Origin of the sequence: Halomonas sp. PAMB 3264 (genome assembly GCF_031954245.1) — a bacterium.
Taxonomy (GTDB): Bacteria; Pseudomonadota; Gammaproteobacteria; order Pseudomonadales; family Halomonadaceae; genus Vreelandella.
This window is the reverse complement of the sequence record NZ_CP134866.1, coordinates 3,392,347-3,412,951: the sequence shown is the minus strand read 5'-3', so window position 1 is coordinate 3,412,951 and position 20,605 is coordinate 3,392,347. Positions and strand designations below refer to the sequence as shown.

The 20,605-nt window shown below is 61.8% G+C and carries 20 protein-coding genes; 9 read left to right on the top strand and 11 right to left on the bottom strand.

Annotated elements, in window-relative coordinates; genetic code table 11:
* Positions 1 to 316: 316 nt before the first annotated feature.
* Together RN347_RS15480 and RN347_RS15475 are read left to right on the top strand one after the other, a co-directional pair.
* On the top strand, positions 317 to 1,225 hold the full coding sequence (locus RN347_RS15480; protein WP_311958856.1) for a TAXI family TRAP transporter solute-binding subunit: 909 nt from the start codon (positions 317 to 319) through the stop codon (positions 1,223 to 1,225).
* 111 nt (positions 1,226 to 1,336) lie between these two features.
* The gene (locus RN347_RS15475) at positions 1,337 to 3,127 is read left to right on the top strand and encodes a TRAP transporter fused permease subunit (protein ID WP_311958855.1); all 1,791 of its coding nucleotides are present in this window, start codon (positions 1,337 to 1,339) and stop codon (positions 3,125 to 3,127) included.
* On the opposite strand, the gene RN347_RS15470 is transcribed toward RN347_RS15475, so the two are convergent.
* Entirely contained in the window at positions 3,095 to 3,667 is a 573-nt protein-coding gene (locus tag RN347_RS15470; RefSeq protein WP_311958854.1) for a hypothetical protein, read from the bottom strand. The two genes, RN347_RS15475 and RN347_RS15470, sit on opposite strands and share 33 nt — an antisense overlap.
* Before the next feature lie 29 nt (positions 3,668 to 3,696).
* Entirely contained in the window at positions 3,697 to 4,692 is a 996-nt protein-coding gene (locus RN347_RS15465; RefSeq protein ID WP_409335773.1) for a calcium/sodium antiporter, read from the bottom strand.
* Positions 4,693 to 4,887: 195 nt separating this feature from the next.
* Between RN347_RS15465 and RN347_RS15460 the strand changes: the two genes are divergently transcribed.
* The gene (locus tag RN347_RS15460; RefSeq protein ID WP_311958853.1) at positions 4,888 to 5,646 is read left to right on the top strand and encodes a metal-binding protein ZinT; all 759 of its coding nucleotides are present in this window, start codon (positions 4,888 to 4,890) and stop codon (positions 5,644 to 5,646) included.
* A 384-nt stretch (positions 5,647 to 6,030) separates the two neighbouring features.
* Positions 6,031 to 6,918 (top strand): GGDEF domain-containing protein, encoded by an 888-nt coding sequence (locus RN347_RS15455; RefSeq protein WP_311958852.1) that lies wholly within the window; start codon positions 6,031 to 6,033, stop codon positions 6,916 to 6,918.
* A 9-nt stretch (positions 6,919 to 6,927) separates the two neighbouring features.
* On the opposite strand, the gene RN347_RS15450 is transcribed toward RN347_RS15455, so the two are convergent.
* A complete protein-coding gene (locus RN347_RS15450) occupies positions 6,928 to 7,689 on the bottom strand; it encodes an SDR family NAD(P)-dependent oxidoreductase (protein ID WP_311958851.1) in 762 nt (253 codons plus the stop codon).
* Positions 7,690 to 7,907: 218 nt separating this feature from the next.
* Between RN347_RS15450 and RN347_RS15445 the strand changes: the two genes are divergently transcribed.
* Both RN347_RS15445 and RN347_RS15440 read left to right on the top strand, forming a co-directional pair.
* The gene (locus RN347_RS15445) at positions 7,908 to 8,201 is read left to right on the top strand and encodes a hypothetical protein (protein ID WP_263585937.1); all 294 of its coding nucleotides are present in this window, start codon (positions 7,908 to 7,910) and stop codon (positions 8,199 to 8,201) included.
* Between the two features lie 104 nt (positions 8,202 to 8,305).
* Complete coding sequence (locus tag RN347_RS15440) at positions 8,306 to 8,833, top strand: HPP family protein (RefSeq protein ID WP_263585938.1); 528 nt, start codon at positions 8,306 to 8,308, stop codon at positions 8,831 to 8,833.
* A 2-nt stretch (positions 8,834 to 8,835) separates the two neighbouring features.
* On the opposite strand, the gene RN347_RS15435 is transcribed toward RN347_RS15440, so the two are convergent.
* Positions 8,836 to 9,396 carry a gamma-glutamylcyclotransferase gene (locus tag RN347_RS15435; protein ID WP_311958850.1) on the bottom strand — a complete coding sequence of 187 codons (561 nt, stop codon included), beginning with the start codon at positions 9,394 to 9,396 and terminating at the stop codon, positions 8,836 to 8,838.
* 82 nt (positions 9,397 to 9,478) lie between these two features.
* Between RN347_RS15435 and RN347_RS15430 the strand changes: the two genes are divergently transcribed.
* Both RN347_RS15430 and RN347_RS15425 read left to right on the top strand, forming a co-directional pair.
* On the top strand, positions 9,479 to 10,339 hold the full coding sequence (locus RN347_RS15430) for a CbiX/SirB N-terminal domain-containing protein (RefSeq protein WP_311958849.1): 861 nt from the start codon (positions 9,479 to 9,481) through the stop codon (positions 10,337 to 10,339).
* Positions 10,340 to 10,450: 111 nt separating this feature from the next.
* Positions 10,451 to 12,043: an ABC-F family ATPase gene (locus RN347_RS15425; protein ID WP_263585953.1), complete on the top strand. Its 1,593-nt coding sequence runs from the start codon at positions 10,451 to 10,453 to the stop codon at positions 12,041 to 12,043.
* 27 nt (positions 12,044 to 12,070) lie between these two features.
* On the opposite strand, the gene RN347_RS15420 is transcribed toward RN347_RS15425, so the two are convergent.
* The 7 genes from RN347_RS15420 to RN347_RS15390 all read right to left on the bottom strand — a co-directional run bounded on the left by RN347_RS15420 (position 12,071) and on the right by RN347_RS15390 (position 18,934).
* Entirely contained in the window at positions 12,071 to 12,658 is a 588-nt protein-coding gene (locus RN347_RS15420; RefSeq protein ID WP_311958848.1) for a cell division protein ZipA C-terminal FtsZ-binding domain-containing protein, read from the bottom strand.
* A 199-nt stretch (positions 12,659 to 12,857) separates the two neighbouring features.
* A complete protein-coding gene (locus tag RN347_RS15415) occupies positions 12,858 to 13,976 on the bottom strand; it encodes an alkene reductase (RefSeq protein ID WP_311958847.1) in 1,119 nt (372 codons plus the stop codon).
* Positions 13,977 to 14,076: 100 nt separating this feature from the next.
* On the bottom strand, positions 14,077 to 15,462 hold the full coding sequence (locus RN347_RS15410; RefSeq protein ID WP_311958846.1) for an AbgT family transporter: 1,386 nt from the start codon (positions 15,460 to 15,462) through the stop codon (positions 14,077 to 14,079).
* A gap of 93 nt (positions 15,463 to 15,555) precedes the next feature.
* Positions 15,556 to 15,942 carry a hypothetical protein gene (locus tag RN347_RS15405; protein WP_311958845.1) on the bottom strand — a complete coding sequence of 129 codons (387 nt, stop codon included), beginning with the start codon at positions 15,940 to 15,942 and terminating at the stop codon, positions 15,556 to 15,558.
* A gap of 117 nt (positions 15,943 to 16,059) precedes the next feature.
* Positions 16,060 to 16,800: a sulfite exporter TauE/SafE family protein gene (locus RN347_RS15400; protein ID WP_263585958.1), complete on the bottom strand. Its 741-nt coding sequence runs from the start codon at positions 16,798 to 16,800 to the stop codon at positions 16,060 to 16,062.
* A gap of 9 nt (positions 16,801 to 16,809) precedes the next feature.
* The gene (locus RN347_RS15395; protein WP_263585959.1) at positions 16,810 to 17,466 is read right to left on the bottom strand and encodes a lysozyme-like domain containing protein; all 657 of its coding nucleotides are present in this window, start codon (positions 17,464 to 17,466) and stop codon (positions 16,810 to 16,812) included.
* 25 nt (positions 17,467 to 17,491) lie between these two features.
* A complete protein-coding gene (locus tag RN347_RS15390) occupies positions 17,492 to 18,934 on the bottom strand; it encodes a PLP-dependent aminotransferase family protein (RefSeq protein WP_311958844.1) in 1,443 nt (480 codons plus the stop codon).
* Between the two features lie 232 nt (positions 18,935 to 19,166).
* On the opposite strand from RN347_RS15390, the gene RN347_RS15385 reads away from it, so the two are divergent.
* Positions 19,167 to 20,582 carry an APC family permease gene (locus RN347_RS15385; RefSeq protein ID WP_263585961.1) on the top strand — a complete coding sequence of 472 codons (1,416 nt, stop codon included), beginning with the start codon at positions 19,167 to 19,169 and terminating at the stop codon, positions 20,580 to 20,582.
* Positions 20,583 to 20,605 lie beyond the last annotated feature (23 nt).

Sequence of the window (20,605 nt, the reverse complement as noted above, 5' to 3'; positions counted from 1 at the left end):
GGTTGGTTTTAGCGTTTGGTGTTATGTCACGAATGCTCTTATCCATTGGTCTAAAGTACGCTTTTATTAAAGCGTATTGTTTACTGAATAAGGCCAGTCATTAAAAACCGGATCAATGCGAGCATTGCGCGCGGTTGATGGCTGGCATTCCGCCAGGGTCATGGTATTTTATGGGCATCAGAGACACCCTCTAACGACCACAACAAGCAAACTTCCTCGCAAACGCCGCTCCAGCCAAGGATATTTCATGCGCCCTCTAGCTCCTCTATTTCATCGTTCGATTACGGTTACGACCGCCTTACTGGTGTCGGGACTGATGGCGTTTTCCGCCCAGGCCGAAACGCGTATTACCTATAAGTCGTCGTCTGCCGGTACGGCCTATTATCAGATGGGCGTAGAGCTTTCCGAGGCGATTCGCGAAGGCACCAATGACGATATCGTGCTGACCCTGGAAGAGAGCCAGGGCTCGGTACAAAATGTCATGGAGGTCATGGCGCGTCAGGGCAATTACGTCTTTACGACGCCTCCGGCACTCGTCGAGCAAGCCATGGACGCCGAAGGGCCCTTCGCCAAGCGGCAAAGCCCTCGCTTTCAGGACATTCGTGGGCTCTTCCCTATTCCGTCGATCACCATGCACTTCGTCATTGCCGGGGATGACGGTGTCGCCCGCGTCGATGAGCTCGCCGGCAAGCACGTACTGATCGGCCGCGGCACCTTTGGCGCCCGGGAAGCCCAGCGCTACTTCGAACTCTTCGGCCTCGACGATGAGATTCGCCTGGCGGATGCCGCGTTGGGCAACGGTCCCGATGCGCTCAAGAACGGCCAGATCGATGCCTTCGTCACCGCCAGCTCCTTCCCCACGCCGAACGTGATCGAAACCGCTGCCAGCATGCCGATCACCCTGGTGTCGCTGACCGATGAACAGATCGAGCAGACCGGCGCGACCGCTCAGGTGATTCCGGGCGGCACCTACCCCGGCGTCAATGAAGACGTTCATACGACCTCGCTTCCGGTCATGGCCTACACCACGGCGCAGATGGACGACGACACCGCCTATACGCTGACCAAAACCTTCTGGGAGCGTCGCGACGCCATGGCCGAAGAAGCCGCCTGGTGGGGCAGCATCACCCCGGCGCTGCTCGAGAACATGACCACGCCGCTGCACCCCGGCGCAATTCGCTACTACGAAGAGGCGGGCGTCGACGTTCCAGACGCGCTGCGCTGATCCTTACTCTTTCATGAATTGATTCACCACGGCGCCCCGGTTGCCGTGGTGTTTTTCATTGTTTTCGTGTATTTCATCGTCGTCGTGTTTTCAGTCGTATAGGCAAACGTCATGCAGGTTTTATCGAAAGACGCCGCGGTCGCGGCAGCGCCTCGGGCGACAGGCTGGGTAGCGCTGGGGATGGCGAGCGTCATTTTTCATCTCGGGCTCATCTTCTACGGGCTGGCCCCGGCACTGGTGAGCCGCCCGCTGCACATGGCGCTGCTGCTGCCTTGGGTGCTGATCTACATGGCGCGCAGCCGCTTTCAGTATGTGAGCGGCTGGCTGCTGACGCTTTCGGGGATAGCGGCCTGCGGCTATATCGCGCTCAACGAAACCGCACTCGCCACGCAGTATGGGTTTATCGACACGCATCTGCAGATGGCCATCGGGGTGTTTCTGATCCTGCTTGCGCTCGAGGCCGCGCGCCGGGCGATCGGCTGGCCGCTACCGCTGGTCGCCTTGCTGGCGCTGCTGTACGGCGTATTTGGCGAGTACGTGCCGGGAGCCTTTGGCCACGCGGGCATTCCTCTGGCAAGCCTGGTGGGAACGCTCACCATCGCCGAGGGCGGCCTGTGGGGATCGCTGACCGGGGTGAGCGTGGGGGTAGTGGCGATCTTCGTGATCTTTGGCGCGGTATTGAACGCCGGCGAGGCGGGGCAGGGGTTCATGAATCTGGCTGGCGCCATTGCCGGACGGCTGACCGGCGGCGGAGCGAAGGTGTCGGTAATCTCCTCGGCGCTAATGGGCTCGATCTCCGGCTCCGCCTCGGCCAACGTCGCGTCTACCGGCGCGATCACCATTCCGTCGATGGTGCGGCTGGGCTATCCGCGCACACTGGCCGGGGCAGTGGAGGCGGTGGCCTCCTCCGGCGGGCAGATCATGCCGCCGCTGATGGGCGCTGGCGCCTTCGTCATGGTCGAGCTGACCGGCACCCCCTACACCCAGATCATGGCGGCGGCGGCGCTGCCTGCGTTGCTCTATTTTTTCACTGTCTGGATTGGTATCAATGCCTACGCCACGCGTCACGATTTGAAGCCCCTGGCCAAAAGTGAACGCCCGACAGCCAAAGAGGTATGCATTACCTCGCTGTTCTTTGCCGTTCCCTTCGTGCTGCTGCTGGAGCGCATCTTCAACGGCGGCGTTACGCCTCAATACGCGGCGAGCATCGCGATCTTCGCGGGTATGGCGCTTTTGTTGTTCAACGTGAGGCTGCGCTTTTCGTTTTCGGACTTCATTAGCCGGCTCTGTGAGGCCGCGCTCACCGCCGGGCGCCAGATCGCGATGATCGGGGCGATCATCCTCTGCGCGTCGCTGGTGATCGGCGTGCTTTCCATGACCGGGCTCGGGGTCAAGATCACCTCGGGCATCCTGTCGCTCTCTGGCGACATGCTCTGGCCGGCGCTGTTGCTCACCGCGCTCGCGTGCCTGGTACTGGGCATGGAGGTGCCGACCACGGCCGCCTACGTCATCTGTGTCTCGGTGGCGGGGCCGGCGCTGACCTCGCTGGGACTTTCACCGCTGCTCGCGCATCTGTTCGTCTTCTGGTTCGCGCTGTTGTCCACCATTACCCCGCCGGTGTGCGGCGGCGTGTTCATCGCGGCCGGCATGGTGGGTGAAAACTGGCTCAAGGTGGCAGTCAAGGCGATGGCGCTGGGGATCGGGCTTTACATCATTCCGCTGGCCATGGTGGCCAACCCTCATATCATCGAGCTCGCCTTTACGCCCGGCGCGGCGCTGATAAGCGCGCTGAAGGTGGCCGTCGGGCTTGGCATGGTCTCGTTCGGCGTCATCGCCCGGCGCGCACTCTGGTGGCGGTTGGTATTGGTGCTAGGGGGCTTGGCCGCCATCTTCCTCGTCTAGTCGCAGCGGTGATGAGGGCGGCGCCTGGGTCGTCGAGTAGATCACCCAGGTGTCCAACGCCGAGCCAAGGGCGCGCTCGATGCGCAGGGTCTGTGGTGCCTGCGAGACCACCTGCGCGGCGCACAGGCCCGCGTCCACCTCGCCGGCAAGCAAGGCGTCGGCGACGGCCGAGGTCGTGGGGAGTTCGACGATTTCGTCGAAGGCGCTCAGATCGGTGTAGTGGCGGGTGGCCGGCTGCAGCGCAAGACGCGACGGGCGCTGGACGTCGCGGCGCACGATCAGCGCCAGCGGGTGGGAGCCGGCGATGAACACGTCCACCGGGAAGGCGCGATGCATGGTACGCCCAACGCAGTCGGCGTGGCTTGAGTGCGCGGTACATTGAAGCAGGTGGCTGATGTCGCCGGCCAACAGCGCCTCGAAGGCACGCTCGAAATCCTCGAAGTAGACACCTTCGCCTGTGCCGCTAGCGCGCCTGGTCAGGTAGCGTTTGGCGATCAGTGCGTGGTTGCTGCTCTCCGGCCCCAGCGTGCCCAGGCGCATGAGTGGCTCCTTGGATCGAGAAAAGGGGTTTAGCCAAAGAGTGTAAAGCTCGCCGCCACGAAGCCCGCATAGCCCACCAGTAAAATGCCACCCTCGGTTCGAGACAGGCGAAGCCCCGTATAGAGAAACACCAGCAGCGCGACCGCCGAGCCAAGCATCACCCACTGATCGAATATCACCATGCGCTCGATGAGCACCAGCGGCTGCAAAAACGCCGAGACGCCCAGAATACCCAGCAGGTTGAAGATATTGCTGCCCAGGATGTTGCCTACCGCCACGTCGGCATGGCGGCGTAGCGCGGCGACCAGGGACACCGCAAGCTCCGGAAGTGACGTACCCACGGCGACGATGGTCAGCCCAATGACCGCCTCGGAAAGCCCCAACGTCTGGGCGATACCGACGGCACCGTAGAGCAAAAACTGTGAGCCGCCGATCAATAGCGCCAACCCGCCGAGCAGGCCGAGAACGATCCAGAGGGTAGAGGTCGGCTTCTGGGCCGGTGGCTCCGGCAGTACGTTGGGCGGCTCCTGCGTGGGGGCTGTCTGGCGCTCGCTCAGGTACGCCCAGACGAGATAGCCAACGAGCCCTGCGAGGAAAAGCAGCGCATCGAGGCGGCCAAGCTCCCCGCTGGCGCCCAAAACAATAAACAAAAGGGTCGCGGCCAGCATCACCAGCCCGTCGCGCTTGAGCGCCTGGCGTTTCGTGGTCAGCGGATAAATCAGCGCGCAAAGACCCAGAATCAGCATGATATTGCCGATATTACTCCCCACCACGTTGCCGATGGCGATATCCGGCTGCTGATCGAGCGCGGCGTTGATCGACACGACCAGTTCCGGTGCCGAGGTGCCAAAGCCCACGATCACAAGCCCGGTAAACAGTGCCGATACCCCCAAACGCTCGGCGCCGGCAACCGCGCTTCGTACCAGCGCCTCGCCGCCGAGGGTCAAAAGCGCAATACCGCCCAATAGACTTAACACGAAGTAGAGCATGGTGATCTCTTCACGGTGATCAGCGTCGCGCGCCATTAGTCGCTCAAATTAGCGTGAAACAAGCCGTATCGCTACGGTTATTGACAAGCCCTTTGCTCGCTTTTTCAACGCTTCGATCCAGGTAAAGCCGCAAGGAAGTATTGGCGTAACCCGTTTTTATTGATATGTTATATCATTAGTTATATGAGCTGTTTCTGCTCTATTCATCAGCAGGTCACACAAGGAGAGTACATGTCACTTTTAGCACGCAAGACGCTTGGAGTATTGGCCGTAGGTTCGCTAATGGTTGGCGGCTTACAAAGCGCTTACGCTCAGCAGGACGACCACGCCCACGATCATGACCACGGGCACTCACACGATCATTCCCATGAACACGCTCATGAACATGAGCACTCCCACGAGCACGGTCACGACGATTCCCACGACCATTCTCATGATCACTCTCACGACCACGACAGCGATATTTACGCCGGCTATTTCGACGACGATCAGATCGAAGACCGCCCGCTAAGCGACTGGGAAGGCGACTGGCAGTCCGTCTATCCGTATCTGCAGGATGGCTCGCTCGAGCCGGTCTTCGAGAAGAAAGCCGAAAACGGTGACAAGACCGCTGAGCAGTATGCCGAATACTACGAGGTGGGTTACGAAACCGACGTCGATCGCATCGTGATCGAGGGCAACAGCGTGACGTTTTACGAGAACGGCGAAGAGCGCAGCGCCGAGTACCAGTACGACGGCTACGAAATCCTCGATTACGCAGCCGGCAACCGCGGCGTTCGTTTCATCTTCGAAACCGAAGAGGGCGATACCGACATGCCGCACTACATCCAGTTCTCGGATCACGACATCTACCCGACCGACGCGCACCATTTCCACCTGTACTGGGGCGACGATCGTGAAGCGCTGCTGGAAGAGGTCACCAACTGGCCGACCTACTACCCAAGCGAACTAGACAGTGACGGTATCGTGGAAGAGATGCTGGCGCACTGATCAAACCGCATTCGGTTCGTTTCGTCACCGCGCCCCCGGCCCATGGACCGGGGGCGTTTTTTATGGAGATTGGGCAACCCTTCAACGTTACCGATGTCTGACTCGTGCGCCTGACCCGTATTCGCCAAAGAATGCTTCATTTATCAAATGTTTGTCTCAAACGTCGTGCCCGACACTCTTTTTTGCATGTAACGGAGTGCGTTTAATAATGCAGGATATGCCTGCTATTGGTAAAAAAGTGTATCATAGTGTAAACGAGGTGTGCCGTAATGACGGCCCGAAATCACGACCCCCTTGCTCGAGGCGAGCAAGCGAGCGTTGAGGGCGCTGCTTAACCTGATCGACGATCGACTGGACGAAAACACGATGTTGGAACCTCTGGTAATGTCAGCTCCTCCTGTCAGAGAGGTCAACCGTCAGGCCATTGCGGTAATGGGCGCCTGTGCAGACGGTTCGGATCTTACCATTTTGGACGTTAGCGACGAGTACACCCGGTTCTGGGGAGGCGAGCGCGACCAGTGGCTGGGGGCGTCGCCCAGGATCGTGGGCTGCGATATCGAGAACAGAAAACTCCTGCGCAAACTTTGCCGGGCGCTGGCCAAGGGTGAGTTGGGCGATGGCTATTCGCTTTCCGGGCTCGATAAAAGCAGCTGGCCGCTCTCCGCCAACCAGCCGCCCATGCTCATCGAGTGGCGCGTGACGGCGATGACCATGCCCGGCTACGTCGAACGCGTGCTGGTGCTGGTACAGCGCGACATCTCCAAGCGCGTCGAGAAAGAAGCCGAACTCGAGCGCCTGGCGACCACCGATATGTTGACCGGACTCTACAATCGCGTGCGTTTCGACCGGCTGCTCAAGACCGAGCTTCGCCGACGCCACCGTTATGTGCGCCCGTTTTCGCTGATCATGCTGGATATCGATTTTTTCAAGGCGATTAACGACAGCCACGGCCACGATGTAGGCGACCAGGTGCTGGCGAAGCTTGGCCAGCTATTGACGCAGAACCTGCGCAAGGTCGATGTCTGCGCCCGCTGGGGCGGCGAGGAATTCATGATTCTGGCGCCGGAAACCTCCCTTGAGCAGGCGGTCCAGCTGGCCGAGAAAATACGCTGCTGCGTGCGCCAGACCCGCTTCTCCGAGGCGGGTCAGGTGACCATCAGCCTCGGCGTGGTCGAGGCGCGGCTGAACGAATCGCAAAAGAGCGTGATGAAACGCGTCGATGACGCCCTCTACATCGCCAAGGAGCAAGGGCGCGATCGCGTCAGCTACTAGGCGACGGCTTCAAGTCGGGTCACGGTCCACGTTGAAGGGCGACCAGGCCTGGCGCACCGGCATGATCTCCAAACGGTTGATATTGATATGCGCCGGAAGCGTGGCCAGATAAAAGAGCTGCTCGGCAATGTCTTCGGCCTGAAGCGGGGTGGTGCCGCGGTAAAGCGCATCGGAGGCGGCCTGGTCGCCCTTGGTACGCACCAGCGTGAACTCGGTTTCCGCCATGCCGGGCGCCAGGTCCGTCACGCGTACGCCGGTGCCCTGCAAGTCGCAGCGCAGGTTGTAACCGAACTGCTGCACGAACGCCTTGGACGCCCCGTAAACGTGCCCACCTGGGTACGGCCACTGCCCGGCCACCGATCCCAGATTCAAAATGCTCGCACCTTCGCCGTGCTCGATCAGCTTTGGTAGCGCCGCGTGTGTGACGTTCACAAGCCCTGTGATATTGGTGTCGATCATGGTGTGCCAATCCTTGAGATCGACCTTCTGCGAAGGCTCCGGTGCCAGCGCCAACCCCGCATTATTGATCAGGCAGGTCAGCGGTAAAAACTTTTCCGGTAGATCCTTGAACGCTTGGGCAACGGCCTCGCTGTCGCGTACGTCCAGTGTGAGCGTTAGTACGTCGACCTGATCCTTGAGCTCATCTTCGAGCGATTTCAGGCGCTCCTCGCGCCGTCCGGTCAGAATCAGCGACCAGCCAGCCTTGGCAAAACGGTAGGCGGCGGCGCGGCCAAAGCCGGAGGTGGCGCCGGTGATCAATACGCTTGGCATTCTGGAGTCTCCCTGGTTTGAGAATGGGTCGAAAACCTGCAGCGACGTCGCACCAATGTAGCCGATATAAACGACAAACGTGAAGATATGCTGCGACGGCCCGGGCTATCCATGTCAGGTGACAATGTGCTTTTCATTGGCGCGGTGCGCGCTATGTTTTGCCCTTGTACGCGTTTTAATCGACAATGCCGTACTCCTCAAACCACGGGACAGGACGCATGCAGGCAAACGGATTTTTCGACGAGGTAGGCGAGACCATTGGCGAGGCGATTCGCGTGGTGGTGGAGTTCTTGTTGAGTATTTTTGGCAACTTCTTTGGCGCGTTCGGCGATTTCATCGATGGCCTGACGCGCTCGCTGGGCATCAACGACTCCTTTTTCAGCATCGCCGTGCTCATCATCGGCCTGCTGATTCTGTGGGGCGGAATCAAGTCGTTTCTGCGCGGGTCGATCGTCGGCGGGATCATTCAGACGTTCATCGCGCTGTTCATTCTTTCCTGGCTGATGATGTAGCGACGAGCGGTTGAATGAAATTCATCGGCGCATGACGCATTAACATTTGCTTATTTGGTGCGTTTTGCGATCATCTGCACTCATTTGGTGCTTGAGTGAGTGCGATGAAAACCTATCTTGGCAAAATGCGCGGCGAGCCCTTCAAGCGTGCGCGGGTCGGCTGGCAGGACGCGCTCTGGTCATGGATCGGGGCATTTTGCGGCATGGCGCTGATCTGTTGGCTCAGCGCCGAGTGGCTCAGTCAGCAGCTTCTGATCGTTGGCTCCTTCGGCGCCACCTCGGTACTCATTTACGCGGCGCCGGAAAGCCCCTTCGCCCAGCCCAGCCATGTGCTGTTCGGAAGCGTCCTGTCCGCTGCGGTGGGGGTGGCCTGCTATCAGCTGTTGGGCGCCACGCCGTTTTCCATGGCGCTGGCGGTGTCGCTCTCCATTCTGGTCATGCAGCTTACTCATACGGTTCACCCGCCGGGCGCGGCGGCGGCGCTGATCGCCGTCGGCGGCGGGTCGAGCGTTCACGCGCTTGGCTGGTGGTACCCGCTCGCGCCGATCGGTATGGGCTGCGTGGTGATGCTGGTAGTGGCGGTGCTGGTCAACAACCTGGCGCGCCACCGCCGCTATCCGCGCTACTGGTAATGCTAAAGGCGCTCGAGTTCTGCCTGTAGCGCGAAAATGTGCGCGTCTTCCACGTCGAGCTCGCGAAGCGCCTGGGCCAGGTTGAGCAGATAGTCACGGTTGGGGCCGCTCGGGCCCACGGCTTCATGAATATGGCGCGCCATGGTTTCGAGCGGCGCGGGGCCCAGAAACGCCGGGTTCTCCTCGGTCGCCATGTAAACGAGGCCCTGCACCAGGCCACCGTCGGCGAAATGCAGCGGCGTGACCTCGCGCAGGTAGCCGTTTTTCTCCCGGTGATCCAGCGGCGCCAGGGTTTCCTCGCTGATGCGATACGCCATGCCGTGGCACACCGCGCCTTCCACGGGAATCAGTGTGGCGACCCGCCCCGGCGCCTGTGGCGTACCGCGATGGTCGTGAGAGCCCTGCCAGAAACGCCGCTCGAAGCCTTCGATATAGGCGCTTTTGCGCTCCAGAAAGGGGAAGTCCGCCTTCCAGATCAGCGAGCCGTAGCCGAACAGCCAGATATCGCCGTTGTCGTCGAACGGGCGGCGGCTCTGGTTGACGGCGGTGGTGTCTATCAGCATGGGGCTCCCGCGATGATCATGAGAGAATGTAGCGTAAAAGCACCATGGTAACATGACGTAAAACGCTTTTTGGGAGAGGCCCATGCGCGCGATTTTTCTGGTCGATAACGGTTCGCTCAAACCCGCCGCCGTCTTCAATCTTCGCCGCGTCGCAGCGGCTCTCGGCGACGCGCTGGGCGAGCCGGTCGAGCCGGCATCGCTGCTGCACTCGAACAAGATTCCTTTTGATGAACTCGGCGGCGAGCCCGCCCGAACGCTTGGCCCCGCCGCCGAGCGCCGCGCCGAGGCGGGCGCGCGCGAGATCATCATCATCCCGTTTTTCTTCGGCGAAAGCCGAGCGCTCACCGACTACCTGCCCAAACGCATGGCCGAGCTTCAGGAGCGCTTTCCGCGGGTGAGCGTGCGCGTGGCGATGCCGTTGGTCGACGAGCGCGGCGACAACGACCTGCGCCTGGCACGGCTTCTGGCTGACAACGTGATGGAAGTAGTGCCCGATGGGGCGCCGCCGCGCGTGGCGCTGGTCGATCACGGAAGCCCGATCTTCGAAGTCACCGCGGTGCGCAATCGCCTGGCGGGCCAGCTCGGGGCGCTGTTGGGCGAGCGCGCCGCCTGCGTGGCGCCCGCCTCGATGGAGCGCCGCGACGGCGAGGCGTACCGCTTCAACGAGCCGCTTCTGGAAAACCTGCTGGAGAGCCCTGATTTTCGCGATGCCACCGTGGTGGTGGCGCTGCTGTTTCTCTCCCCGGGCCGCCACGCCGGTGAAGATGGCGACATCGCCGAGATCTGCCGCCAGGCCCAGGCGCACCACCCGCGCCTTCGCGTCATTACCACCCGGCTGGTCGGCGAGCACGAGGGCATCGTCGATATTCTGCGCACGCGTTTTCAGCAAGTGACTGATCACGGTCGGGTTCTGCTGGAGCTTGCCCCGCGCGGCGGCGAATGAGGCCGAGCCACCAGGTGTCAGATGGCCCAATAGCGCGTAGAATCGCGAGCCTTTCACGGGCACGTGCCCGCACTCATCGCCACGCATCCATCGTCAGCCAGGGTCCTCATCTTGATCGCCACCGCCAATATCACCATGCAGTTCGGGGCCAAGCCCCTGTTCGAGAACGTCTCGGTCAAATTCAACAACGGCAACCGCTACGGCTTGATCGGCGCCAACGGCTGCGGCAAGTCGACCTTCATGAAGATTCTGGGCGGTGAGCTGGAGCCCTCGTCCGGCCAGGTGATGCTCGATTCCACCACGCGGCTTGGCAAGCTGCGCCAGGACCAGTTCGCGTTTGAAAACGAGCGCGTGATTGATACCGTCGTCATGGGGAATACCGAGCTCTGGAAAGTCGCCGCCGAGCGTGAGCGCATCTACTCGATGGCCGAGATGAGCGAAGAGGATGGCATGGCCGTGGCGGATCTCGAGGTGCGCTTCGCCGAGCTCGACGGCTACACCGCCGAAGCTCGCGCCGGTGAGCTGCTGCTGGGGCTGGGCATTCCGCTGGAGCAGCATTTTGGCCCGATGAGTGAGGTCGCGCCGGGCTGGAAGCTTCGTGTACTGCTTGCCCAAGCGTTGTTTTCCGACCCGGACGTGCTGCTGCTCGATGAGCCGACCAACCACCTGGACATCAACACCATCCGCTGGCTCGAGGACATTCTGAAAGCGCGCAGCAGCACCATGGTGATCATCTCCCACGACCGCCACTTTCTGAACAGCGTCTGCACCCACATGGCGGATCTGGACTACGGCGAGATCACGCTGTTCCCGGGCAACTATGACGACTACATGACCGCGGCCACCGCGGCGCGCGAGCGTCAGCACGCGGACAATGCCAAGAAGAAGGCGCAAATCGCCGAGCTTCAGCAGTTCGTTAGCCGCTTCTCCGCGAACGCCTCCAAGGCGAAGCAGGCGACCTCACGGGCGCGCCAGATCGACAAGATCAAGCTCGAGGACATCAAGCCCTCGAGCCGGGTGAGCCCGTTCATTCGTTTCGATCAGAACAAGAAGATTCACCGTAACGCCCTTGCCGTCGAGGCGATCACCAAGGGCTTTGATGCCAACAAGCCGCTGTTCGAGCGCTTTTCGATGGGCGTCGAAGCCGGCGAGCGGATCGCGATCATCGGCCCCAACGGCATCGGCAAGACGACGCTGTTGAGAACGCTGGCCGGCGATTTTGCCCCGGATAGCGGCGAAGTGAAGTGGACCGATGCCGCCGAGCTTGGCGTGTTCGCCCAGGATCACGCGGCAGATTTCGCCGAAGATGCCACGCTGTTCGAGTGGATGGGTCAGTGGACGAAAGAAGGCGAGCAGGTGGTGCGCGGCGCGCTCGGGCGGATGCTCTTTTCAAGCGACGACATCAACAAGTCGGTGAAGGTGATCTCCGGCGGCGAACAGGGCCGGATGCTGTTTGGTAAGCTGACGCTGACCAACCCCAACGTGCTGCTGATGGACGAGCCCACCAACCACCTGGATATGGAGTCGATCGAGGCGCTCAACCTGGCGCTCGAAAACTACCCGGGCACGCTCATATTCGTCAGCCACGACCGCGAGTTCGTCTCAAGCCTTGCCACGCGGATCATCGACATGCAGCCGGACGGCATCGTCGATTTCAGCGGCAGCTACGACGACTACCTGCGAAGCCAGGGGCTGGTGGCTTAACGATCAAGCGGTGGGCGACGTCGTCACTCAGCCGAGAATGGTCTGGTAGGTGAGCTCGGAAACCGGGTTCTGCTCGCTATCGAGAATCTGGCCGCGGAAGGTGTCGTTCATCTCCTTGGCCAGCGCCACGTAGACGTGCATCTGCTGGTTGCGGCGCCGATGCAGCGGCGGCTTGACCAGCAGGCTTACGCCGCGCACGGTACCGTTGCTTTCACCGCTGAGAAGATCCGCCATTTCCCCCGGCGGGTAGGCGTTGGCAATGACGATCGGGTTGGAGCGCTTGTGTCCATCGATCAAAAACACCTTGCGAGCGTCATCGAAGCGCGCGTTCTTGCCCCGCAGCCACTCGGTCAGGCGCTCGTCGGTGGTGGCATCCGGGTGGGCGAAGATCACGAACAGCGCGTGCTGGCGGGTGCGCGTGGTGGCGGCGTGAGGCACGCTCGGCGTTGTACTCGAAACCTCGGACGCCCGCGCGGGCCTGGGGGGCGGCGCCACGCGGCGCGCCTTGAAGGGGCGCTGCATCGAGTCTCTTCGATACCAGAATACCCCAGCGGCCAGTACGCCCAGCAGCAGCGAAAAACCCGCCAATAAAAAGGGAAGGGAACTACTCTCCATTTTATCACCCCGAGCCTGATCCGAATGTGAGACGCCGCCACCTGTCCATGTCGATACGTCTTACTCCATAGTACCGATAAAGTAGGTGAAAATGATCGTTTTGACAGGCGCCAGCCTACAAAAAAAGCACCACGAGTGTGGTGCTTTGAATCCATCCAGCGCGTATTGAAAAGGTCAATAACCTGTTTTAAAACAGCGCTTACTGTTGACGGTCGTAACCGTTGTCCAGAAACGGGTAGTCGGTGTAGCCCTTTTCGTCACCGCCGTAGAAAGTGTCCTTGTTCGGCTCGTTGAGAGAGGCGTTCTGGCGAAAGCGCTCGACCAAGTCCGGGTTGGCGATATAGGGGCGACCAAACGCGATGAAGTCGCTATTACCGCTTTTAACCATCGCCTCGCCTTTTTCGGCGTCGTAGTGGCCGCAGTAGATGATGCTGCCGTTGAAGCGCTCGCGCATCCGCTCGCGGAAACCGTCCGGGAAGGTGTTGTCGCCACCGGCCCAGTTTGGCTCGTTGAGGTGGATGTAGGCGATTTCGCGCTTGGCCAGCTCATCGGCGAGATACAGCGCCATCTCTTCGGGCTCATCATCGGTCAAGCCGAAGATCTCGATGAACGGCGTCAGGCGAATGCCCACGCGGTCGGCGCCGTAAACTTCGATCACCGCGTCGACCACGTCCAGCGGGAAGCGCGCGCGGTTCTCGATTGAGCCGCCGTAGCGATCAGAACGCTGATTGGAGCCGGTGGCCAAAAACTGGTTGAGCAGATAGGCGTTGGCCGCGTGAACTTCCACCATGTCGAACCCGGCGTTTTTAGCGCGCTGAGCCGCCTGGCGGTAATCCTCGACGATGCCCGGGATCTCATCGGTTTCCAGCGCCCGCGGGGTACTGGCTGGGTGCTGACCGGCGCTGCCGTCTTCGAACTCGACAAACGCCTGGGCGCCTTCACCTTTGAGAGCGCTCGGGGCGACCGGCTTCTGGCCGTCCGGCTGAACCATTTCGTGAGAAACACGCCCAACGTGCCAGAGCTGCAGCGCAATGCGCCCACCCTTGGCGTGCACGGCGTCGACCACGCCTTTCCAGCCGGCCTGCTGCTCATCGGTCCATATGCCCGGGGTATAAACGTAGCCGCGGGCGGTCGGCGAGATGTTGGTCGCCTCACTAATGATCAGCCCGGCGCCGGCGCGCTGGCCGTAGTAGGCTTGCTGCAGCTCACCGGGCACGCTGTTTGGCGTGCGCGCGCGGGTCAGCGGCGCCATGATCACCCGGTTGGGAAGCGTCAGGCTGCCAAGCTGGGTCGGGGCGAGTAGCGTTTCGAACGCCATGGGCAAACTCCTTCTTGCGGATAAATAAGCGAGATCATCAACAATAGACCAGTTTACTATTGTTCGCCAGCGGACCGAAACACCGGCCCGCCGACATCACTCAATAGCCTACAACGTGGCCCAGCACCAACCCCGCGAAGCTTAGAAGATAGACCATCGCCATGAAGGGGAGGATGGCCTTGAGCCACTGCTCGTAGCTGACACGCCCCAGCGCGATCATCGCCAGCATTCCGCCGGAGGTGGGAATGATCAGGTTGGTCAGCCCATCGCCGACCTGAAAGGCGGTGATCATGAGCTGACGGCTGATGCCGACCAGATCCGCCAGGGGAATGAGAATCGGCATGGTGACCAGCGCCTGGCCGGAGCCCGAGGGCACGAACAGGTTGATCACGCCCTGGAGGACACTTGCAAGGATGGCCGTGAGCGCGGCGGGTACGCCGCTCAAAAGCCCGCTCAGCCCAAAAACGATGGTGTCGATGATCGACGCCTCGTTGAGGATGACCTGAATCGACGCCGCCAGGCCAATGACCATCGCCCCGGCAGTGACGCTCGAGGCGCCTTCGATCAAGCGCGCAACGATGCCGTTGGGCGATAGCCCGTTCAGCGCCCCGATCACGATCGCCATCAACAGAAACATGGCGGCGATTTCGTTGATGTACCAGCCGCGGGTGAACACGCCGTAAAGCATGACCGCAAGCCCGCCGACGAAGGCCGCAAGCGTTGCCAGGTTGCGCCGGCTCAGCGTGTACTCGTTCAGAGGGCGGCTCATGCCCGCGGCGTCCGGCGACTCCTTGAACGGCATGGGCACCACGCGCTTACAGATATAGAGCGCCAACAGGCTGAGCGAACACAGCAGCAAAAGCGTGCGCAGCCAGGCGCCGGAAAAGGTCGGAAGCTCGGCGATGCCCTGCGCCACGCCCACCGTGTAGGGGTTGATCGGCGACAGCGCAAACCCCACGCCGATACCGCCCACCGCCATGGTGGTACCGACCAGGCTCGAACAGCCGATGGCGCTGGCGATCAGCACCGCGATCGGCACCAGCGCGATGTTGTTCTCATAGCCCACGGCGACGCCAAAAAAGCCGTAGATGAAGGTACCCACGGTAATGATCAGGTTGCGCCGGTGAACGCCGACCTTGTTCACCGCCACGCCGATAGCGTTTTCAAGCGCCCCGGTCTTTTGCAGAATATGAAAGAGCCCGCCGGCGATGAACACGATGAACAGATACTGTGAGGCGTTGATCAGCCCCTGAGGAATGGCCACGAAGATATCGAAAGGCGCGATCGCGGCAACATCGTCCAAATAGCGAAACGACTCCGGTACCACCAGGGTACGGCCGGCCTCGGTCACGCGTTCGAACTCCCCGGCGGGAATGACGAAGGTTAGCAGATAGGTCGCGACCAGAATGATGAAGATCAGGACCATGGGATCCGGCACCGTGCGGTACCAGGGGCTTGGCGTATCAGGAGTGGGAGCGGGCGTCATGAGTGGCCTTTTCGCGGGTGTCGTGTAAGGCGGCCGATCGACTCGGGCGCCGGGCGAAGAAGGCGTATCTTACCAGTGGCCGCTAGCGTGGAATCAAGATGACCAGAACCAGCGCTTTTTGGGTGCCGGCGCCGCCGCGCTCAAAAGTACGGCGTTAAGGGTAAGGACGATGGCGCCGAGCTGGCGATGACAAAACGCGCTGCTCAAAACGCCGGGGCACTGTTTGAGCAGCAGCTCGCACTGGTTTGCGGCCAGGCAGAGCCTGGTGTGAGCCTCGGGCGGGAGCGTCGATTTGGCCGTTTCGCTAACGCGGGCAAGCTCGCCGGCGAGCATCGAAAGCGTGCCGGTATCGAGCCAGCAGGGCAGCGGGTCCTCAAGGCGCGGGGCGATCGAGTGCTGCATCGCTTCAAAAGAAGTGCGCAGCAACAAAACGCTCTGGCGAAGCTGGCGCTGATCCCTGGGTACACTCCACCGTTTCATGCGGGCTCTCCTGCGGGCGACTCTGTTAAATTAAAATGTTTCTCATTTGTATTTGTGCGAGAAGATAGCGTGTGCCCGTCATCGTGTCAATGACGGGGCGGGGAGTCATGCGCCGCTTCAAGCCGTCAGCAGATAGACGCCTTGAATCAAATAGAACGCGCCGATGGCGGTCACGATCCAGCGCGTCCAGGCGCGGAAGTTGGCGTCGGTCAAGCGGTGCAGAATACGCGTGCCGGTTTGGGTGCCTAATAGTGCAAAGGGGGCGGCCAGCGCCACCATGGCCCAGTCGCCGGCGCCGAGGGCGAGCGCCGAGCCGAGATAAAACAGAATCTTGATGCTGTGGGCGACGACCTGAATCATCGCCTTGGTGGCCACCACCTGGCGGCGGTCCATGTCCGAGCGCACGAAGAAGATGTCGATCAAGGGCCCGGAAACGCCGGCGGCGATGGTGAGCCCGCCGGAGGCCAGCCCGCACGCGAGCGCGTGGCTTGCGCGGTTGGCGTTGAGCGCGAACCAGCGCTTGGGTACCCAGACCAGAATCGGTAAAAGCCCGATCAAAATCGATACCGTGGCGGCGTCGGGGCTGTAGTCGAATAACAGCAGCAGCCCCGCCGCGCCGGCCACGCCGCCGGCCATCAGCGCCACCACTCGCCAGTTAATGAAGCGCCGGGAAAGCCACGCGCGCGAGGCGTTGGCGGTGAGCTGAATCACCCCGTGCACCGCCATGGCGGAGGCCGCGGGAAAGATCAGCAGCAAAAACCAGAGCAGTACCAGCCCGCCGGCCATGCCGAAAATGCCGGATAGAAGCGACGTACAAAAGACCACGCCGACGAAGAGGGCGCCGATCAAAACGGCCATGCAGACTCCTTAGCGGCAAAAAGGCCATACCTGGTAGAACTTGCGGCACTGAAACTCTGCCTCGCAGGCGTTGAGTTGGGACTGGTAGCGCCCCGCGCGGCTCGCGACCTGACGCCCGGCGCGCAGTACGTGGGGTTTATTGCGATAGGTGCCGCGCTGATAGCCGCCGGCGCCTTCGTGGTAGGCGTAGTAAAGATGCTCCGGGTTTTGCAGCGAGATGCCGGTTTGCGCGCGGGTGCGGGCGTTGTACCAGCCAATGAAGTCCGTGGCATGCTTCATGTGGGTACGCCGGGCAAAGAGGCTGCCCGCCTGATCGCGGTACTCGCCCCACACCGGGTCCTGGGCCTGGGCGTAGCCCTTGGCCGACGAGGGCCGGGGGCCGGGAATGAAGCCGAGATAGTACTTGCGGTCCGGGCGCACGTGGCTTCGAAACGAGGACTCCTGCTGAATGAAGGACATTTGCGTGGCGATCGGCGTACCCCACTGATTTTCCGAGTCGCGGGCGTAGTCGTACCAGCTTGGCTGCTCGCGAAAGATCTCGCACACGTTGCTCTGATCCTGCGGCGGGCTGGGGGCGAACGCCGCGCAGCCTGAAAGCGTAAGCAGCGCGCAAAGTGCCCAAAGGGGGCGCGCGTAAGCGTCGCTCATTGTACGTAAATGACGCATGGCGTCTCCTGTTCGATCCCTGATGTTATCGTTTCTCTAGCGTGTTGGATTGGCGCAGCAGCGCGGCCAGGTGGTGGCGCAGGCGCTGAACTTCGCGGCTCAGCGTATCGCCGGAGAGCATGCCCACCCCCATGACCAGCCCCGAGCGGGCATCATTTGGCGCACACACCGGGCTAAGCGGGCGCACGATGAGGTGCTCTCTCAAAAGCGCCTGAGCGATGGCGACGTCGTCCACCCCGGGCTCGAACTCCACGCACAGGCTGATGGTGCTGCTCGGCGGTGAGACGCGCTTGACCCGGGGCAGGCGCTCAAGCTGGTCATGCAGCACCTGCTGGCGGCCCAGATAGTCGCGCTGAATGCGTCGGCACCAGCTGTCCAGGTCGCCGTCGAATATGAACTGGGCGAGCACCGCCTGGTCGAGCATGCGGCCTTCGCGAAAAAGCTCGCTTCTCAGCCGGTTCATCGGCTCTGCCAGGTGGTGTGGCACTACCAGATAGCCCAGGCGCAGGCCCGGAAACATCATCTTGGAAAACGAGCCTACCAGCAAATGGCGCGACGAGCCGGGATCGAACAGAAGCTCGGTGTGGTCATCCCTGGTGAACTCGTAGTCGTCCTCCACCACGTAGGCGGGCTGGAGCGCTTCACAAAACGCGCGCTTGTGCCGGGCGCTGGCAGGCATGCTCAGCGGGTAGTGGTGCGAGCCGGTCAGGTACGCCAGCGCCACCGGCCCGCCCGGGCGCTCCAAACGATAGCCGTCGTTTGGGTGCCAGGCGCGCATGTCGACGGCAAGTCCTGCGGCGGTGAAGATATTGCGCGCGCCCCAGTAGCAGGGCGACTCCATCGCGACGGTGTCGCCGACGTCGGTCAGCGCCATGGCGCACAGCTCGATGCCGTTGTGGGTGCCGTCGGTAATGATGATTTGATCCACGTCACAGTCGATGTTGCGCCAGCGCGCGAGAAAATCGCGAATCGCCCGCTTGAGCGGCCCGTACCCGCCGGTGGAGTAGGAGAGCAGCAGCGCGTTCTGCGCCACCGTGACGCTGCCATAGAGCTGGCGCCAGCGGCGCATCGGAAAGCGGGCGATGTCAGGAATGCCGGGCATGAAGGCGCCGCTTTGAATACGGCTCGACCCGGGGGCGCCGAGCACCTGGCGGGCGCGCCGGGAAAGCGGTGCGGAAAGCGGATTGGAAGCCGGCGCCAACGGCGGCTTGCGCACCCAGGTGCCCTGGCCGTGAGCGGTCTTCAATAACGCTTCGCCGCGCAGCGTCTCGATCGCCTGAGCCATGGTCTGGCGCGCGCAGCCGGCGGCCTCAGAAAGCGCCCGGTGCGAGGGCAAGCGGCTGCCCTGGCTCCAACGCTGGGTAATGGCCAGGCGCAGCGCCTGCTCGATGCGCACCTGTTTGTTGAGCCGCCCGGGCTGGGCCTGGTAGAGCTCGGCAAACTGCTCGAGCATTTCCTGGGCGGTCATGGACGCTCCTTCAACGCTTTTCTCCAACGCGCTATGTCACCAACAAATCAGAACGTTATCACACGTTCGATAAAAGTGGTCTAGTCCAACCGTGCAATGGTCCATTCGCTTGGGTGGTTTTGCCTGCTAGCGTGTACTAAAGAGCGCTCCCTCGCCGAATGGGCGGGGGCGCCCTGTCATAACAATGCGCCACGCTCACACAACAACCAATCACTCCTGGGAAGATACCATCATGACGACATCAACTCCTGAACAGGCAAAGCTTGTTCGCGTGTTGGCACGCGGGGACGTGCTGGCACTGGCCTTCGGGGCCATGATCGGGTGGGGCTGGATCGTACTGACCGGCACCGCCATTCAATCCGCCGGTAGTCTCGGCGCCATTCTGGCCTTCATCGTGGGCGGCATCGCGATTCTGCTGGTGGGCCTGACCTACGCCGAGCTCGCCTCGGCGATGCCGAAAGTCGGCGGCGAACACGTTTACAGCTACCGGGCACTGGGCCACGGCGCCTCGTTTCTGTGTACCTGGGCGATCATTCTGGGCTATTTGAGCGTGGTGGCGTTCGAGGCCGTGGCGCTGCCGACGGTGGTCGAATACATCGCGCCCAACTACGCCGTGGGCCATCTGTGGACCATTGCCGGTTGGGAAGTGAAAGCCACCTGGGTCGCGGTCGGCGTGGGCGGCTCGCTCATCATGATGATGGTCAACTACTTCGGTGTGACCACCGCCGCGCTTTTGCAGAAAGTCGTCACCGGGCTGATTCTGGTGGTGGGTGTGATGTTCATCACCGGCGCGCTTTTCGAAGGCAACACCGCCAATATGACGCCGCTGTTCGCTTCCGGCGAGGCAGGTATGGCCGCGGGTATCATGGCCGTGCTGGTCATGGTGCCGTTTCTCTTCGTCGGCTTCGACGTCATCCCCCAGGCCGCCGAAGAGATCAACCTGCCCTACAAGGCGATCGGTAAGGTACTGATGCTTTCCGTGCTGCTGGCCGTGGCCTGGTACTCGCTGATCATTCTGGGCACCAGCCTGATGCTCGATAGCGCAGCACTCGAAAACGCGAGTTTGACCGTGCCGGAAGCCATGGGTGTGCTGTTTGACGCCGACTGGGCGAGCAATTTGATGGTCCTGGCCGGCATCGCGGGCATCATCACCAGCTGGAACGCGTTTTACATCGGCGGCTCGCGGGCGATCTACGCCCTGGCCTCCGCCGGCATGCTGCCCCAGACCTTTGCCAAGCTGCACCCGCGCTACAAGACGCCGACCAACGCCGTCTTTCTGATGGGTTTTCTCTCCTGCATCGCGCCGTTTTTCGGTCGCCCGGCGCTGGTGTGGATCGTCGATGCCGGTGGTTTGGGCATCGTCATCGCCTACCTGTTCGTCGCGATCTCTTTCATCGTGCTACGGGTGCGCGAGCCGGACATGCCGCGCCCGTTTCGCGTGAGCTTCGGCATGCCCTGCGGCGTGGCCGCCGTGCTGATGTCACTCGCCATGGCGTTTCTTTACCTGCCGGGCAGCCCCGCCGCGCTCACCGGCGCCGAGTGGATCATTTTTGCCGGCTGGTCGGTTCTAGGGCTGGCGCTGTACGTCTATTCGCTGCGCACCTATGGGCGCGCCTACAGCGACCGTCACATGTTGGACGACTTGTAACGTTTCATTCATTCAGGAGCACT